This is a genomic window from Kiloniella spongiae, from assembly GCF_001026905.1.
GTDB lineage: Bacteria > Pseudomonadota > Alphaproteobacteria > Kiloniellales > Kiloniellaceae > Kiloniella > Kiloniella spongiae.
In genome coordinates this window covers 62,576-78,486 of sequence record NZ_LAQL01000010.1, presented here as the reverse complement: position 1 = coordinate 78,486, position 15,911 = coordinate 62,576, and the positions used below count along the sequence as shown (strand labels likewise).

General features: G+C 43.7%; 15 protein-coding genes. 8 read left to right on the top strand and 7 right to left on the bottom strand.

The annotated features are described in order from the left end of the window. Positions 1-3 precede the first annotated feature (3 nt). Together WH96_RS15515 and WH96_RS15510 are read right to left on the bottom strand one after the other, a co-directional pair. Positions 4-690, bottom strand: coding sequence for a D-lyxose/D-mannose family sugar isomerase (locus WH96_RS15515; protein WP_047765123.1), 687 nt, complete (start codon positions 688-690; stop codon positions 4-6). A gap of 29 nt (positions 691-719) precedes the next feature. After that, positions 720-1,934, bottom strand: a complete 1,215-nt coding sequence (locus tag WH96_RS15510; RefSeq protein ID WP_047765122.1) for an ROK family transcriptional regulator — start codon at positions 1,932-1,934, stop codon at positions 720-722. 236 nt (positions 1,935-2,170) lie between these two features. Between WH96_RS15510 and WH96_RS15505 the strand changes: the two genes are divergently transcribed. The 4 genes from WH96_RS15505 to WH96_RS15490 all read left to right on the top strand — a co-directional run bounded on the left by WH96_RS15505 (position 2,171) and on the right by WH96_RS15490 (position 5,845). Beyond that, a complete protein-coding gene (locus WH96_RS15505; RefSeq protein WP_047765121.1) occupies positions 2,171-3,199 on the top strand; it encodes a sugar ABC transporter substrate-binding protein in 1,029 nt (342 codons plus the stop codon). Positions 3,200-3,366: 167 nt separating this feature from the next. After that, the gene (locus WH96_RS15500; protein ID WP_047765120.1) at positions 3,367-4,422 is read left to right on the top strand and encodes an ABC transporter permease; all 1,056 of its coding nucleotides are present in this window, start codon (positions 3,367-3,369) and stop codon (positions 4,420-4,422) included. Beyond that, positions 4,419-5,204: an ATP-binding cassette domain-containing protein gene (locus WH96_RS15495; protein WP_204248214.1), complete on the top strand. Its 786-nt coding sequence runs from the start codon at positions 4,419-4,421 to the stop codon at positions 5,202-5,204. The genes WH96_RS15500 and WH96_RS15495 overlap by 4 nt, the downstream gene beginning before the upstream one ends. 8 nt (positions 5,205-5,212) lie before the next feature. Next, the gene (locus tag WH96_RS15490; protein WP_047765119.1) at positions 5,213-5,845 is read left to right on the top strand and encodes a nucleoside triphosphate hydrolase; all 633 of its coding nucleotides are present in this window, start codon (positions 5,213-5,215) and stop codon (positions 5,843-5,845) included. Here the strand turns inward: WH96_RS15490 and WH96_RS15485 are convergent. Further along, positions 5,823-6,740, bottom strand: coding sequence for a LysR family transcriptional regulator (locus WH96_RS15485; protein WP_047765118.1), 918 nt, complete (start codon positions 6,738-6,740; stop codon positions 5,823-5,825). The genes WH96_RS15490 and WH96_RS15485 overlap by 23 nt on opposite strands. A gap of 108 nt (positions 6,741-6,848) precedes the next feature. On the opposite strand from WH96_RS15485, the gene WH96_RS15480 reads away from it, so the two are divergent. After that, positions 6,849-7,952: an NADH:flavin oxidoreductase gene (locus WH96_RS15480; RefSeq protein WP_204248213.1), complete on the top strand. Its 1,104-nt coding sequence runs from the start codon at positions 6,849-6,851 to the stop codon at positions 7,950-7,952. A gap of 53 nt (positions 7,953-8,005) precedes the next feature. Here WH96_RS15480 and WH96_RS15475 read toward each other — a convergent pair whose 3' ends face one another. Then, positions 8,006-8,914, bottom strand: coding sequence for an aldose 1-epimerase (locus tag WH96_RS15475; protein WP_047765116.1), 909 nt, complete (start codon positions 8,912-8,914; stop codon positions 8,006-8,008). A gap of 263 nt (positions 8,915-9,177) precedes the next feature. Between WH96_RS15475 and WH96_RS15470 the strand changes: the two genes are divergently transcribed. The 3 genes from WH96_RS15470 to WH96_RS15460 are packed head-to-tail and all read left to right on the top strand — an operon-like array spanning position 9,178 to position 11,493. After that, entirely contained in the window at positions 9,178-9,882 is a 705-nt protein-coding gene (locus tag WH96_RS15470) for an ABC transporter permease (protein WP_047765115.1), read from the top strand. After that, the gene (locus tag WH96_RS15465; protein WP_047765114.1) at positions 9,882-10,643 is read left to right on the top strand and encodes an ATP-binding cassette domain-containing protein; all 762 of its coding nucleotides are present in this window, start codon (positions 9,882-9,884) and stop codon (positions 10,641-10,643) included. Before WH96_RS15470 ends, WH96_RS15465 begins: the two co-directional genes overlap by 1 nt. Positions 10,644-10,656: 13 nt before the next feature. Next, a complete protein-coding gene (locus WH96_RS15460) occupies positions 10,657-11,493 on the top strand; it encodes a substrate-binding domain-containing protein (protein ID WP_047765113.1) in 837 nt (278 codons plus the stop codon). 46 nt (positions 11,494-11,539) lie between these two features. Here WH96_RS15460 and WH96_RS15455 read toward each other — a convergent pair whose 3' ends face one another. The 3 genes from WH96_RS15455 to WH96_RS15445 form a co-directional block, all read right to left on the bottom strand. Beyond that, positions 11,540-11,989: a DUF411 domain-containing protein gene (locus tag WH96_RS15455; protein ID WP_047765112.1), complete on the bottom strand. Its 450-nt coding sequence runs from the start codon at positions 11,987-11,989 to the stop codon at positions 11,540-11,542. A gap of 48 nt (positions 11,990-12,037) precedes the next feature. After that, positions 12,038-12,343: a hypothetical protein gene (locus WH96_RS15450; RefSeq protein WP_156176827.1), complete on the bottom strand. Its 306-nt coding sequence runs from the start codon at positions 12,341-12,343 to the stop codon at positions 12,038-12,040. 151 nt (positions 12,344-12,494) lie between these two features. After that, on the bottom strand, positions 12,495-15,473 hold the full coding sequence (locus WH96_RS15445) for an NAD(P)-dependent oxidoreductase (RefSeq protein ID WP_047765110.1): 2,979 nt from the start codon (positions 15,471-15,473) through the stop codon (positions 12,495-12,497). Between the last annotated feature and the right edge of the window lie 438 nt (positions 15,474-15,911).

Below are 15,911 nucleotides of genomic sequence, written 5' to 3'. Positions count from 1 at the left end.
GGGTTATTTTATCCATTTATCGTAATCAGAAACCAACAGGTGTTTAGGGGCTTCGTTTTCTTCGATCTGAGAGAAGCGGCCTATTTTTTCGTGAAAGACATTGTCTGTCAGATCGTCATTCACTGTTGAGACTTCACCAATGAGAACATCGGCCTTTTCTCCCCAAAAAGCATGCCAAACGCCGGGCAGGAGGGTTACGCTCTCGCCTGGTGCCAACTTCAGTAAACCACCGGCTTTAAGCTTTCGACTGATGCCATCACAGGGAACGTTTACTTCGGCTTCTTCATCAATATCACCATTGGGATCTGACATGAAAAGCTCAAGCACCAGATCACCACCACCGCGGTTGATAATATCTTCGGCTTTGATGTTGTGGCGGTGCATCGGGGAAATCTGATCTTTACGTGAGATCATAATTTTTTCCGCATAGAGCATACCTTTGCCAGTTTCCAGGTCTTCTGCAAATCCGTTTCTAACGGTAAAGAGAAATAGGCCCAGTTCATCAAACTTTCCTTGACCGTAATCTGTAATATCCCATCCCATTCGGGCATTTGTGATACCTGTTAGGTCTTCTTTACGGGTCTGCATGTCTTTAGGGGAAAAGTACGCAAAGGGTGGCAGTATATAGCCATGGGATTTGATGAAACTATCCGATTGGGCAAGGATTTCGTTAACTTCTGAACGTTGCATTTTCTTGAATTCTCGTATGTTTTAAAGGATTATTGATTAAGAGATATGTTTTGATCAACAAGGTAGCGATCAAACAGAGGGAGGCTTGCGCCGCCCAAGGCACGGGCGACTGTTCCGAGAGAACCTTCGCAGATCACCAGTTGCTCTATCCCTTGTTGATTGTAGTTTTTTAGGGCTTCTCGAGTGGCTTCTACAATGCGACGGCGAACCTCTTCCGGAAAGGCGCCGTCAATGACTGTTGTTTCCTGATCAATCAGGGCTGTGGTTGAAATGATTGCCTGGGCCAGACCACTGGCAACACGTTCTACCCAGGGCGTAATCTTTTCATTGAAGTCTTGCCAGCCACTTTCCCTATTCCATAGTGGAGAGGGATCGATATCATCCGCTTGTAATTGTTTTTCAAAAGTGACAATTGAGGCTTCGTCTATCAGTTGTTTGGTATGGCTCGTTCTGTCACTGATGAGCATAGAGCCCAAAGCCCCGGCATTCCCATTCTTTCCAATAAAAAGCCTGCCATTAATCACCAAACCACCACCGATAAAGGTGCCAATATAAAAGTAAGCAAAATCCCGTTTGTTTTGGTTTGCGCCAAAGGCCAGTTCGGCACCACAGGCGGCTGTTGCGTCATTTTGTATATAAACCGGGTAGGAACAGTTATTATTCAATATTTTCTGTATATCGTATGTTTTCCAGCTTTCCATCTTGTCTATTGAGGTGCCAATTGCCTCTGTCCAGTTCCAGAGCTCAAATGGCATTGCGACACCGAGGCCGGAAATTTTGCTGGCCGTTTTCCCTAAATCAGATTCAAATTTCTTGATCGATTTTAGAGCAAAATTTTCAATATCATCAGGCTCTGGAAAGGGGTAGGTGTGGACTGTTCTTTTTTTTACTTTGCCTAAAAAATCAACAAGGATGAGTTCGGAACTGCGCCGCCCAATCTTTAACCCTAAAAAAAACACCCCATCGGGATTAAGAGAGAGGGGCACCGAAGGTTGACCGACTTTTCCTCGTACTGGTTCACCCTTTAAAAGCAATCCATCGGCTTCCAAAGATCGCATGATGACAGATATCGTTTGTGCAGATAGTCCCGTCATTTGTGCGATTTTCATCTTGGGTAATGGCCCCTTGCGTCGAACCAGAGAAAGCACCAAGCGCTCATTATAAGCTCTCATATTACTTTGATTAGACCCTTTTAGCTGTTGATCTAATTCAGAAATATTTCCGCTACTCAGTTCCTGGTTCAACTTTTAAACCTTTGCTGTCCTTACGATTTTCAGATTTTGGAAAATCCAAATCTCTGATCTTTGTTAATGCTAATATCGGTAATTATTTTAGTATGGTCAATAAATAAATAAGAGTGATTTATTTATTGACAGTGGAACTGATATGGTGTTGGAATTGGATAAGGCCGAATTAAAGGGCCAATACCATTTCTATACAAAACAAATAATTTAAATCACAACTGGGAGGAAGAATTGTCATGAAACTCAATTCTTTGAAGTACGGTCTTATGGGCGCTGTTGCTATGGGGGCGATGAGTGTATCGCCAACACTTGCTGATAATGTAAGTGCCTGTTTGATTACCAAGACAGATACAAATCCCTTTTTTGTTAAAATGAAAGAAGGGGCGCTTTCAGGAGCAGAAAAAAACGGTATTGATCTGCAAACCTTTGCCGGAAAAATTGATGGTGATGTTGAAACACAAGTTGCAGCAATTGAAACCTGTATCGCATCCGGGGCTAAAGGTATTTTGATCACACCTTCTGATTCAGTTGCTCTAGCTCCTGCGGTTAAACAAGCGCGTGATAACGGACTGCTCGTTATTGCCCTGGATACTCCTTTTGAGCCAGCAGATACTGCAGATGCAACGTTTGCGACGGATAATTTTAAAGCTGGTGTTCTGATCGGTGAATGGGCCAAGGCTAAAATGGGTGCAGAAGCCGCGAACGCAAAAATTGCCTTATTGGATCTCAACGTATCCGAGGTTTCTGTTGATTATTTGCGTGACCAAGGCTTCCTGACAGGGTTTGGCGTTGATGTTAAAAATCCAAAAGATATCGGCGACGAAGATGATCCACGTATTGTTGGTAATGATATTACGCAGGGTAATGAAGAGGGTGGGCGTAAAGCCATGGAAAACCTCCTGCAAAAAGACCCGGAAATCAATCTGGTCTATACCATCAACGAACCCTCAGCTGCAGGTGCGTATGAAGCGTTAAAGGCCGTTGGACGTGAAAAGAATGTGTTGATTGTTTCTGTTGATGGTGGCTGCCCCGGGGTTCAAAACGTCAAAGAAGGTGTCATCGGCGCAACATCAATGCAGTTCCCGTTGCTTATGGCATCAAAAGGCATAGAAGCTATCAAAACATGGGCTGATACAGGAAAAAAACCCGAAAACACACCGGGCTTGGATTTCTATGATACAGGCGTACAATTAATTACCGACGCCCCTGTCAAAGGTGTTGAAAGTATTGATTCCAAAGCTGGCCTTGGAAAGTGTTGGGGCTAGTTGTCCTGCGGAGAGCAGGACTGGTTCAATTATCAGTCCTGCTCCTTTTTAGCTATCAATGGCCATTATCGGTTATAATTTTGACAAGAAACTCTACTGACGGTTCGTTCTAGGGGCGTCGATGGGTCCGATTAACCACTTTTTATTCATCCGGTAGCTTTGCCTTTATGACAAAAAACTACGAACACTCTTTACCAGAAAACAAAGTAGATCCTGCTTCTTTTGAAGAGCACGACAGATCATTCATAAACCATATACAGCATTTCTTTCATCGTAACCCTACGATGGTGCCAGTCATTGTTTTGGCACTTAGTATCGTTGTTTTTGGTTTTGTGGCAGGTGCAAAATTTTTTCATCCCTTTAATCTCTCTCTCATTATGCAGCAAGTATCAATTATTGGTATTCTTGCTGCCGGACAGAGCTTAATTATTCTAACTGCGGGTATTGATTTATCCGTTGCGGCAATCATGGTTCTGACATCGGTTGTGATGGGGCGTTTTGCCGTTGTTTACGGTATTCCTATATACTTCGCTATTCCGCTTGGTTTTGCTGTTGGTATCTTTTGTGGCTATCTCAATGGAAAATTAATCACGCTCTTAAAACTGCCTCCTTTTATTGTGACCTTAGGAACATGGAATATCTTTTATGCGCTGAATCTTTGGTATTCCGGTGCACAATCTATTCGTGGGCAAGATATTGATAAAACCGCACCAATGTTGAAATGGTTTGGTGAGCGCATTGTCTTTTTTGGGGCTCAGTTAACCTACGGCACAATCTTGATGATGGTTGTCTTTGGTGTGCTCTGGTATTGCCTCAATAGAACGGCATGGGGGCGGCATGTCTATGCTGTCGGCGATGATAAAGAATCTGCTGAACTTGCAGGTATTCGCACAGATAAAACACTCGTTTCTGTCTATATGGTAGCAGGCTTGATTTGTGCTGTCGGGGCCTGGGCATCTATTGGCAGGGTTGGTTCTGTTTCTCCACAGAGTTTTTTCGAAGGTAATTTGCAATCCATTACGGCTGTCGTGATCGGTGGCGTTTCACTTTTTGGTGGACGAGGCTCAATTATGGGACCTTTGATTGGGGCACTGATTGTTGGTGTTTTTCAATCAGGGCTACGCTTGTCAGGGGTGGATGTCCTCTGGCAAGTTTTTGCCATTGGGTGGTTGATCATAATTGCGGTCGCTATTGACCAGTGGATCAGGAAATTATCGTCATGACAGAACAAATGAATCCCGTACTTTCGGCTAAAGGCCTTGTAAAACGATATGGAAGAGTGACGGCACTTGATCATGCTGATTTTGATCTTTATCCCGGCGAAATTCTTGCTGTCATTGGTGATAACGGGGCTGGTAAATCATCCTTAATCAAAGCTATGTCCGGTGCAGTGCAACTGGACGAAGGGCAAATTGATCTAAATGGAAAGCTTGTTCGTTTTGCCTCACCCATGGCTGCGCGTGAAGCAGGGATTGAAACCGTTTATCAAAATCTAGCTTTGTCTCCGGCACTTTCCATTGCCGATAATCTTTTTTTGGGGCGAGAAATTCGACAGCAAGGTTTAATGGGATCGCTTTTTAGAAAGCTGGATCGCAAAGAAATGAATAGGATTGCGCGTGAGAAATTGAGTGAACTCGGTCTGATGACCATTCAGGATATTTCGCAGGCTGTTGAGACTTTATCTGGAGGACAACGACAGGGAGTTGCCGTCGCGCGTGCTGCAGCTTTTGGATCTAGAGTTATTATTATGGATGAACCTACGGCTGCGTTAGGCGTTAAAGAATCTCGTCGTGTCCTTGAATTGATCAAGGATGTAAAATCACGGGGAATTCCCATTGTTCTGATTTCTCATAATATGCCCCATGTTTTCGAAATTGCTGATCGCATTCACATTCATCGTCTCGGACGTCGGTTATGTATTATCAACCCGAAAGAATACTCTATGTCTGATGCTGTTGCCTTTATGACTGGTGCAAAAGAACCACCAAACGAGCTCGTCTCGTGAGCATAATTATGCAAACAATTGAAGAGCTTGCCGCTAACATTCTTTCTATGGATAGATCTAATCAACGCCTTGTTATTTCCATAGCTGGGCCACCTGGATCAGGGAAATCTACACTGAGTGAATCCCTTTGCGATTTACTCAATATTCAAATAGGCGGGGAACAAGCCGTCGTCATGCCGATGGATGGGTATCATCTCGATAACTCAGTCCTTGAACAAAAAGGTTTGTTGTCAAGAAAAGGGGCACCCGAGACGTTTGATGTCGAGAGTTTTCTGTATGATCTCTATCAACTATATAAGAGTGATACAGAGCTGACCATTCCCATTTTTGATCGGGATAAGGATTATTCAATTCCTTGTGCAAAACGGATTCTAAAAAAACATCATTTGATTTTGGTAGAAGGTAATTATCTCCAGTTAGGGGATGACCCATGGCATAAAGCTAGTGATTTTATGGACTTGAGTGTTTTCCTGAAAGTTCCTATGGAAACGCTTGAAACGCGCTTGATCCAGAGATGGTTGGATTATGGCTTAACCAAAGACGCCGCGGTCAAGCGCGCCTTGTCTAATGATATTCCAAACGCCAATTTTGTGAATAGTAACTCATTGCCTGCTGATATCATTCTTGAGCAAGATGGGTAACTGATCCTAGTTTCTTAACGAGATGGTCTGTGAATGCGCGGATACGCGCTGGAACATGTTTCGTTGAAGGGCGTATGATAAAAAGTTGCATTGGTGAGGCATCAACAGCTGTTGTTACTTGTATAATTTCGCCCCTTGTTAATTCTTCCTCTATAACAAGTTCTGGCAGGAACGCGACACCAGCACCCTCCAGCAACATGGATTTGATCAAATAAGAGCTATTGATTCTAATTGGTGAATTGAAAGTAACTGCTTTTATTTTATTTTCTTCTGATACGTGCCAAAAAGTTTGTGCGTGAAGTTGGTTGTAAATAAGACAAGTATGGTGAGCAAGATCATCAACTTTTCTAATATGTCCCCTTCTTGAAATGTATTTTGGGGAAGCACAAAGTATCCTTTTAACGCTTGAAACTCTTCTGGAAATAAGCTCGCTATCCTCTAGGTTTGAGGTTATTCGCAAAACCAGATCTATCCCGTCGTTTATGGGATCTACAAAGTGATCACTTACCGTTATCTCAAGTTGAATTTTGGGGTGTAAACCTTGAAATTGGTGGATAATTGGGCCAATTTTATTGATAGCAAGAATGTTTGGAACACTTAAACGTATCCGTCCTGAAACTTCATCACTTTTATCGCGCATGCGATTTTCAAGAAACATCATTTCATCGATTATTCTGCCTGCAGATTGATAACACTCCAGCCCGGCATCCGTAAGTTTGAGTTTTCGTGTCGAGCGTATGACAAGGGTTGTTCCTAAATGTTCTTCAAGCCTCGTTATTGATTTAGCGACCCAGGCTGCAGAGATATTTATTTCTTTACCAGCAGCTGAAAAAGATCCTTTGTCAACAACTGTCCGAAATGTTTTTAAGCATTCAGTGACATTAATACCTGACATAAGATTACCATATAAAATATTTAAATTCTTATTCTAATATATTATATACCCATACAATATAGTTAAAGTTATTTATATCGGCAGATGCTTTTTAGAAAGGAAATGGATATGTCGGTTAAACAACTTTTTCAATCAGGAACACTCGGTAATCTTATTCTCAAAAATCGATTTGTTCTGGCGCCAATGACTCGTATTAGTGCGACGGCTACTGGTGATGTCGGCCCTTTAATGACCAAATATTACAAAGGCTTTGCGAGAGGCGGTTTCGGGGCGGTGATTACGGAAGGCGTATATACCGATCGCGCCTATAGCCAGGGTTACAAAGGGCAGCCTGGTATTGCCGATGCTTCTCAACAAGAAAGTTGGAAGAAGCTTATTCATAAAGTAAAAGGCGAAGATACAAAAATTATTATGCAGTTAATGCATGCAGGTGCCTTATCTCAATTTAATGGTTTTTCATCTGAAACTTGCGGACCTTCCGCTGTTTTACCCAAAGGTGAACAGATGGCGTTCTATCATGGTCGTGGTGGTTATGTACGGCCAAAAGAAATGACTTCAGAAGAAATCAAAATTGCGATATCAGGCTTTGTAAATGCAGCACAGCGTGCACAGGATGCCGGCGTTGATGGCATCGAAATTCATGGCGCTAACGGCTATTTACTTGATCAATTTTTAACTGATTACACTAATATACGGAAAGACGAATATGGCGGGGATGTTATATCCCGCCTTCGATTAACCAGTGAAATTATAGAACGGGTTAGAGAAAAGGTGGGGAAAACCTTTACTCTCGGTGTTCGAATTTCTCAAGCCAAGGTTAATGATTTTGAGCATAAATGGAGAGGACAGATAGAAGATGCTCAAACTATTTTTACGGGCATTGCCAAAACCGGCGTATCATACATTCACACAACTGAGTTTTTAGCAACGGCCCCAGCATTTAATTCTGGTTCGTCATTGGCAAAATTAGCACGAGAGTTTTCTGGGTTACCAGTTATTGCTAATGGTGGATTAAATTCACCAGATCAAGCCATGGATATGATCAAAACGGAACAAGCACAGTTTGTTGCTATCGGTAAAGGCGCACTGGCAGCTCCTGATCTACCAAAAAGAATACTAAAAGAAGAACCGTTGCCAGAGTTTGATTTTGCGATGTTAATGCCGATTGCAGATATCAAAGTATCGGAATTGAGCACTGTGAATAACGGTTGATCTATATTCTTTCTGCGGGAAACGATCTTAATTTTCCGCAGAAAGAACAGGGGTCATGAATTGACTTTAAAGGTCATCCAGCCTTTGTATGTTTCTTGTGGCCCAAGGATATGGATGCCTGTATTTTCTAAAGACATGCCTTTTGATGTAGGATTCAAAGCATCTGTTATGTGCGATGTTGGTTCAACACAGAAGAAATCTTCACCTTTTGGGACGTAAACGACGAGGCGGTTCAGGTTTGAGCTGGCACTTAGTTCAACAGTAACATTGTCTTCTGGCCAATGGATTTGTGCATTGCCATCCCACAGTTCAAATTGATTGTCGCACTCCAAGGTGTCGATCAGAGGATTTTGCTGTAAATCCCAATGATAGGGACATTTGGCAAGCTCTTTTGGTAAGCAAGTTTGATCTGTCATCCAGACGTTTGGCGCGTTTGCCTTTAGGCGCGTGTTTTTACGTTTTGGGAAATAAGGATGCATCCCAAGACCGAGTGGCATAACTTTGTCATTGGTATTGGTGACAGAAATATGCTGGGTTAAATCAGTCTTTATCAGATTAAAAGTTTGAACAGCATAAAAATCAAAAGGCCAGCCACCTGTAGCAAAATCCTCTGAGATATAATTCAATTCCAAAACGATTTTGGACTCTGTGTGCTCTTTTATCTGCCAGAGTTCTTGCCAGGCAATTCCGTGAATTGAATGGGGATGATCAGCAAAATTCAATGTTAATTGATAAGAACTTCCTTCAAAGGTGAATTGCCCATCTTTAATCCGATTGGAATAAGGGATTAAGGGAAATGACGCTGTATTTTGAGGGGTAAATGTTGATTCTTTGTCTTGGATATAAGGACGTAGGATATCATAAAGGTGATCTCTCTTAATGGCATATGATGTTAGACAACCACCTTCGAGTGAGAAGGATGCCGTGGCTTTTTGTGTTTCAATGGTAATATCTGTGGTCAAGGGCGGCGGCCTATTCGTCGAGTGAATATCTTGTACTTTTGGGTTTGTATTAATATAAAAAGAGCTTGTTTTAATCTTTATACCTTTTTAATCAGACATTTTTGCAAGATCATAAAGTTTAATCTGTTTTTCAAATCTAGATTTTCAAATATAAATACATACAAAATAAAAGTAACTGAGTAGTGTGCCCGAACATTTTGCCATAACAGCTTTATGGCGTAAAACTCTATGTACGTCCCGCTTCAAGTATATTTTGGAATTTTATGAACGATCTTTGGCAGGCATTCTTCAAAGCCATATCCCTTGTCGTTACGCTGGATGACAAGCTGCTTGAAATCGTCTTTTTATCCTTACGATTAAGCTTGTCCGCTGTGGGGATCGCTTTACTTATAGCATTGCCTTTTGGGGCTGTTCTCGCACTGACTAAATTTCCCGGTCGACGTATTTTAATTGTTATTATCAATGTATTTATGGGGTTACCACCCGTTGTGGTCGGGCTTTTTGTATATTTGTTACTCTCACGTAGTGGCCCCTTTGGTGTTTTCGGACTCCTCTTTACACCCTCAGCAATGATTATTGCTCAGGTTATCCTCGTTGTGCCGATTGTAACGGCGATTACCAGACAAGTTCTTGAAGAACTACATCATGAATATGATGAGCTTCTAAGATCCCTTGATGTGCCGTGGTATCGCAAGGTAACAGCTTTGGTCTGGGATGCACGGTTTTCACTGTCGACTGCTGCACTGGCCGGGTTTGGTCGTGCGATTTCAGAGGTTGGTGCGGTAATGATAGTCGGGGGGAATATTGATCATTTAACTCGTGTTATGACAACGGCCATTGCCCTTGAAGCCAGAAAAGGCGATCTGGTTATGGCTCTTGCACTTGGCTTGGTGCTTCTTGCCGTTGCTCTAGGGATCAATCTTTTTGCCTACAGTATTACTGAAACAGTAAAAAGGCGGCATCAGTGATGATAAAATATCCCTCGATCCTACCGTTAAAAATTGAAAGTCTTAATTATGAGGCAGGTGGGAAGCAACTTATTAAAAATATCAGTTGCGAGTTCAACCAAGGGAAAAGATACCTTCTTCTTGGGCCAAATGGAGCAGGAAAAACACTGCTGCTTCGGCTGTGTCATGGTTTGCTGAAGCCAAAATCCGGCAAAGTTATGTGGTCATTAGACAAAGATGTTAAGCCTAAACATCATCAGGCTATGGTCACGCAGCGCCCCGTGATGTTGCGACGTTCGGCTTATGCAAATATTGATTACGCACTTTCTGTACGCGGTGTAGATAAGGCGCAGCGTCCAGACATGATTAACGCTGTTATTCAACGCACGGGATTAACACGGGTTGCTCACAAACTGGCAACAGTTCTCTCTTTGGGTGAGCAGCAGCGTTTGGCGATCGCGCGGGCATGGGTTCTTAAACCACAGGTTCTTTTTATGGATGAGCCGACCGCCAGTCTGGACCCGCCGGCAACTCATTCTATCGAAGAGCTTATTCACGAAATTTCAGCAGAGGGAACGACGGTTATTATGACCTGTCATGATCTTGGGCAGGCAAAGCGTCTGGCAACAGATGTGCTTTTCATGTTCAGAGGTCGTATCAAGGAAATGTCTTCTGCCGATGCATTTTTTACGGGACCACAAAACGATTTGGCACAGGCTTTTTTAGACGGCCAGCTTATATGGTGGAAACGCCGTCCCGACAAAGATGATGTTCAAATTTAGGAGTTTTATTTAAATGATTAACCGATTTGTTTTTCGGGCGTTAAGTCTTGCCTCGGTATTGGTATTAGGCGGATATGGTTCAACCCTGTATGCCGATGAGACCAAGAGTGAAATTACACTTGCATCTACAACATCAACTCAAAATTCAGGTTTGTTTGATTATCTTCTACCGCTTTTTAAGGAACAGACAGGTATTGAGGTTCATGTTGTTGCCGTTGGAACAGGCGCTGCCCTTAAACTTGCACGTAATGGTGACGCAGATGTCTTGATGGTGCATCATAAAACCTCTGAAGAAACGTTTGTTTCAGAAGGTTATGGCGTGGAGCGCTTTGACGTGATGTACAACGATTTTGTTCTTGTGGGACCAGATAACGACCCTTCTGGCGTCAAGGAAACAGAAACCATCGTTGATGCCTTGGGTGAAATTAAAGCAAAACAGGCAATATTTCTCTCGCGCGGTGATGACAGTGGCACCAATAAAAGAGAGTTGGAGCTTTGGAAAGCCAATGGAGATAACCCTAAAACAGCTTCGGGTAGCTGGTACCGTGAAACCGGGTCCGGCATGGGGGCAACCTTGAATACAGCTGTGGCGATGCAAGGCTATACCCTTAGTGACCGAGCAACCTGGATCAGCTACAAAAACAAACAAAACATGGAAATTCTTTTTGAGGGAGACGAGCGCCTTTTCAATCAATACGGTGTTATTGTTGTTAACCCTGAGAAATTTCCACATGTGAAAGAGGAAGCTGCAAAAATTTTCGTAAACTGGCTCTTGTCTGAAGAAGGGCAGTCCACAATCGCCAGTTACAAGGTTTCAGGTCAACAGCTCTTTATACCTGACGCTAAATAGGTAAGTAGAGTTTAAGGGGAGGGAGCCTTGATCGGCTCCCTCTCTTTTATTCCACGGCATAGAGTGAAACGGCCTCATCTCCCTCGTTCAGATCGTAAGAATAGACCTTAAAGGGTTCTTCCTTTTCTATGCCCATTCCGGGGGATCCCATTGGCATTCCTGGTAGGAATATTCCGGTCACCTCTGGCTTTTCAGATAAAAACTTATCAACGATATTGATCGGCACATGCCCTTCGATAACATAACCGTCGATCAAGGTGGTATGACAAGAAGCCATGTCGTCAGAAATGCCATATGATTTTTTAATCAGTGACATCTGCTCGGTTGGTATTTCCGTTACCTTATAACCACTTTCCCGAAGATGATCCGCATAGGCACTACAGCAACCACATTGTGGGTTTTTGAAAAGCGTTGCGTCACCTGCATGAGCATGCATGGGGAACAGGTTGAAAAGAATAGTGGCCGCAAGAGTAACGGCAAATATAAGAGATCTCATGAGTATTGTCCTATAATCTTTTGAATAAACGTTTGGGTTTTGGTCGTTTTAAAGATCGATAGGGGGAAAGGTTTCTACCGTTGGCGTTAAGCCACGGCTGAGTTCAGTATGAGGATGAACAGGTTCTGGCTGTAAAGCCAATTTCAAGGCCGGCAAATCCACGAGGATAGCTGTGGTCATTGATACGCAGCGATCAAGACAGGTCATTGTATTGGAATGACCAATACATTCTTCGCAGGTATCACCAGTGGTCAATGGGTTTTCTAGCCCAATGTTATCAGCGATAGTGTGCATGCCATTCATTTGAGGTGAATGCTGGCTTGCTTGAGCAAAGGGTGTAAATAACGCGCTCAAGCTGAAAATCATGCATATTATGGCTGTCCATTTTTTCATGGAGCTAAATTAGCCAATTCAATAGGGCACTGTCGAGGCCATAATTGTCGCACTAAAAAAGGTGCCATGAGTGAACATGGCACCTTTTGAATTTTTCAAGCTGACGGTGAAATTAACCGTAAGGGCCTTTAAGACCGAGCTTTTCAACAAGAGTGATGTATTTGTTTGACTGTAGTGTCAGTTGAGCACCATAGCGATCAATCAACTCCTGACGGCGTGCTGAATCTTTCGTGACAGACAGAGCGCCCCAAATTGCGGCCATATCTTCTGTTAGTTTGCGTAGTTCAGCCACTGTCTCATTTTCAGCCGCAACAGAAGACAGCGCGTTTGGTGTTACTTTACCAACGCCGTTAACTGTTGTTGCACCTGCATTAGTGTAACCCGTTGGCAGATCACCTTTTAGGTTCATGATGGACTTGAACTGGATCGCATCGAAAATCTGATCAACGGCCTGTTTAGCACCCTGAACACGGGATACGTGCTCAGTATCAGCAGCAGCATGTGGAAGCAGCTCAAGTTTGTCAGCGTGACGATCAACCAGGCTGAGGTATGGAACCATTGGGCCGCTTAGCTCACCTGTTTCTGCGTTCTTGAAAAGATCAGCATCAATAGCAGCGTAAGCAACTTTACCGCTTGTAAGTGCTGCATCAAGAGCGTCGATATTGATGACTTCGCCACGGTCGTAGTTTACAACGATGGCACCGTCGTTCAAGGCATTGAGAACGGTTTCGTTTACAAGGCTGTCATTGGCAAATTTGCCCGTGTCAGCATTGAAAGCACCAAGACCAGTGTGTGGGCTGATTACATCCGCACCTTTAGCTGCTTCTTCGGGTGTCTCTGCGTAGGTGAAACCTTCGGACTCGATCCAGGCTTTATGGCGAGAGCGAGCATAGATGGAAACTTCCATACCAAATGCTTTTCCAAGGTTTGCCACTTCACGACCGATGTTCCCGTAACCGATTACGGCAAGGCGTTTGCCTTCCAGTTTCTCTGTTGGGAATTTGCAGAGGTCTTTACCGGTGTCGAAGTTGCCTTCGCAAACCAACTTGTACATTTCTTCGACAGGAAGATCAGGGGTTACTTTCAACAGAGCTTTCATTGCCATCTGTGCAGTTGCACGGCTGTTGAAGCTTGGTGTGTTCATGAGGGCAGATTCACCACCGTCACCATTACCACCGCCCCATGAATCAGACCCCATGTTGCCGGTACCAGCACCAATACGCACGCCGCCAGACTTAAAGACAGAAGCCTTCGGTAAGAAGGTTGCCGCAACGATAGTCGCGTCAAATTGGCCATCTTTCGTAATCGGCAGAAGCTCTTCTTCAGTGCTGAGGTCTGGCTGGTATGAGAAGTGGATTTTACCAGATTCCAGATTTGCTTCGTCAGCAAAAGGACCCTCGTGGAATACGCCGCCCTTGGCTTCTACATAATCGCGTACTTCAGAGTGATCAGGATTGCCATTTGCGTCGAACTTAAGGCCAATAAGATCTGCAACGAGAACCTTGTAGGCTTTGCTTGCATCGTCTTGACGAACTTTACTGTTGCCTGAAGCAACAGAGGAAGCTTCGAAGGTCACGCCTTCTTTTGCCAGAAGTTCTTCAAGAACGACTATTTTTGCACGGTGATAGGCGTATTCAAGGTTTTCGAGCAGTGCAATAACGTCTTCTACAGGACGTAGACCACCAATCCATGCGCGGTAGTCCCCAGGTGTACCCGGGAAAGCGTTGACATAACGCGCAACATCCTGACCTTCTTCATGTTCACCATTTGGATGGGTCAGGCCTTCGTAGCCCAGAATCTGTTTGGATTTAGCAATGATGTCTGCGTGGATTGCAGGATCTGTGTTTGCCCCTTCAGTAACCTTGAGCAGTGTAACTGCAGCACCACGGTTATCTGCATCTGTAACACCCAGTTCAAGTGTTGGATTGTTTGCAATCCAGTCATTGGCTGTTTGGCGGTTTTTGATGGAACGCTTGTTCAGATCACGTGCGGAACCGATTGATTTTTCAGCGCGTAACAGGCCAAAAGTTGTTTCTGCAAAGGCAAGGGTCGAGAAGGTATTGATGATACCGCCAAGCATCTTGTGTTCAGCTGGGTCATAAACCGGACCAAGTTCCCAGGTTTTTTCACTGCTCATTGGCTCTTTCGGGTCCGCAGGTACAGCAATTTTAAGCTGACGCGGGATCGCCCAGGCAGGGTCTTTCTGGTTCTGGTTCATCAGGGCTAATGCTTCTGGTGTATAAGAGGCAATGAAATAACCTGAAATACCGCCAATCGCTTTTTGGAATGGCATGAACATGCAACATTTGTCCATGACCTCAAGAACAACATTCTCAGCCCATGGCATCGCACCCAGCATAGACGTACTGTCAATAATTGCGTGGTGTTCAGCTGGATTAGCGTCGATCCACTTTAGAAGTTCGATAATTTCGGACTCTTTATAGGTCGTTGCACCAGTTGTTTCATGACCAACACCAACGAAGAGTTTAATGCCCATTGAACTCAGCTCGGCTGCGGTTGGGATCGCGCCTTCGCCTTCGGAATAATGGATACGTTCAATATCACCATTTGCAGCAAATTTCTGCATTTCCATAATCTGGGAGCCCCAAGATTGACGGAAGAAGCCACCGGCTTTGCCTTCGGCGGATTCAGGTTTTGGTGTATCTACGTAGATTTTTTGATCTGAGTTGTTTGCATTCATCAAATGAAGAATGGAAACGGTAAAGCCATTGTGACCTCCACCAAGACCAATCGCCATTTTATTCTTTTTAGGGAATTCGAAGTAACGATGAATTTCACGGGCCATATCCAGCAGGACTTTGTCAGCCGGATAGCCACGGTGCATGCTGCGGCCAATTTCAGCGGTCGTAAAGCTACCGATGCGATTGCCGCGATCATCTACTTTGGCATAATTTTCTTCAAGCCATGCATCAAACTGAAAGCGCAAGCGACGCCCGTCAACTTCGTCAGATGTCATATCTGTAATTGGGCCTACGCCAAAGAACTGGTTAGACGTTCTTGTTGGAGCACCTTTTGCGGTGACTGCCAAGGACGCATCGCGTTGTGCCTTTAGGTCATCAATCGATACCATGATATTAAATTCCCTGTGTTACTCAATAGTGATGGCCTGCTGGGCGTGGTGAATGCACACGATCTGCCGATTGTTGTCAATCGTAAGAAATAGGCTTAATTGGAATAATCCAGAGCCTAAAAAGTAATTTGGTGTTCAATTACCAGCCAATTGCAGCACAAAATTTCAAAATTTTGCATACCATGTGCTGTATATACGCCCTGTAAATCAGGGGTATGCCGATCAGCGCAGCAAAATGTGGTAAATACGACCACTTGCTGTTTTGCTTGTGAGTATAACAGATTTTGATAGGCAAATCCTACTAAATGATTTGAGAAAACAGATAGGATTTTGATTGTGAGATCTTCTTGACCCACTGGGAGAGAGCAAAGTATGTATTATTTCAGTAGTGATATACTAAAACAGCTCTGAATTTTACTTCAGAGCTGTTTTAGAGAT

Bases quoted from the DNA above. Each gene is read 5' to 3' on its own strand.
- WH96_RS15490 (WP_047765119.1), top strand. From the start codon at position 5,213: ATGCAAACAATTGAAGAGCTTGCCGCTAACATTCTTTCTATGGATAGA.
- WH96_RS15500 (WP_047765120.1), top strand. From the start codon at position 3,367: ATGACAAAAAACTACGAACACTCTTTACCAGAAAACAAAGTAGATCCT.
- WH96_RS15495 (WP_204248214.1), top strand. From the start codon at position 4,419: ATGACAGAACAAATGAATCCCGTACTTTCGGCTAAAGGCCTTGTAAAA.
- WH96_RS15460 (WP_047765113.1), top strand. From the start codon at position 10,657: ATGATTAACCGATTTGTTTTTCGGGCGTTAAGTCTTGCCTCGGTATTG.
- WH96_RS15465 (WP_047765114.1), top strand. From the start codon at position 9,882: ATGATAAAATATCCCTCGATCCTACCGTTAAAAATTGAAAGTCTTAAT.
- WH96_RS15455 (WP_047765112.1), bottom strand. From the start codon at position 11,989: ATGAGATCTCTTATATTTGCCGTTACTCTTGCGGCCACTATTCTTTTC.
- WH96_RS15480 (WP_204248213.1), top strand. From the start codon at position 6,849: ATGTCGGTTAAACAACTTTTTCAATCAGGAACACTCGGTAATCTTATT.
- WH96_RS15515 (WP_047765123.1), bottom strand. From the start codon at position 690: ATGCAACGTTCAGAAGTTAACGAAATCCTTGCCCAATCGGATAGTTTC.
- WH96_RS15470 (WP_047765115.1), top strand. From the start codon at position 9,178: ATGAACGATCTTTGGCAGGCATTCTTCAAAGCCATATCCCTTGTCGTT.
- WH96_RS15505 (WP_047765121.1), top strand. From the start codon at position 2,171: ATGAAACTCAATTCTTTGAAGTACGGTCTTATGGGCGCTGTTGCTATG.
- WH96_RS15445 (WP_047765110.1), bottom strand. From the start codon at position 15,473: ATGGTATCGATTGATGACCTAAAGGCACAACGCGATGCGTCCTTGGCA.
- WH96_RS15485 (WP_047765118.1), bottom strand. From the start codon at position 6,740: ATGTCAGGTATTAATGTCACTGAATGCTTAAAAACATTTCGGACAGTT.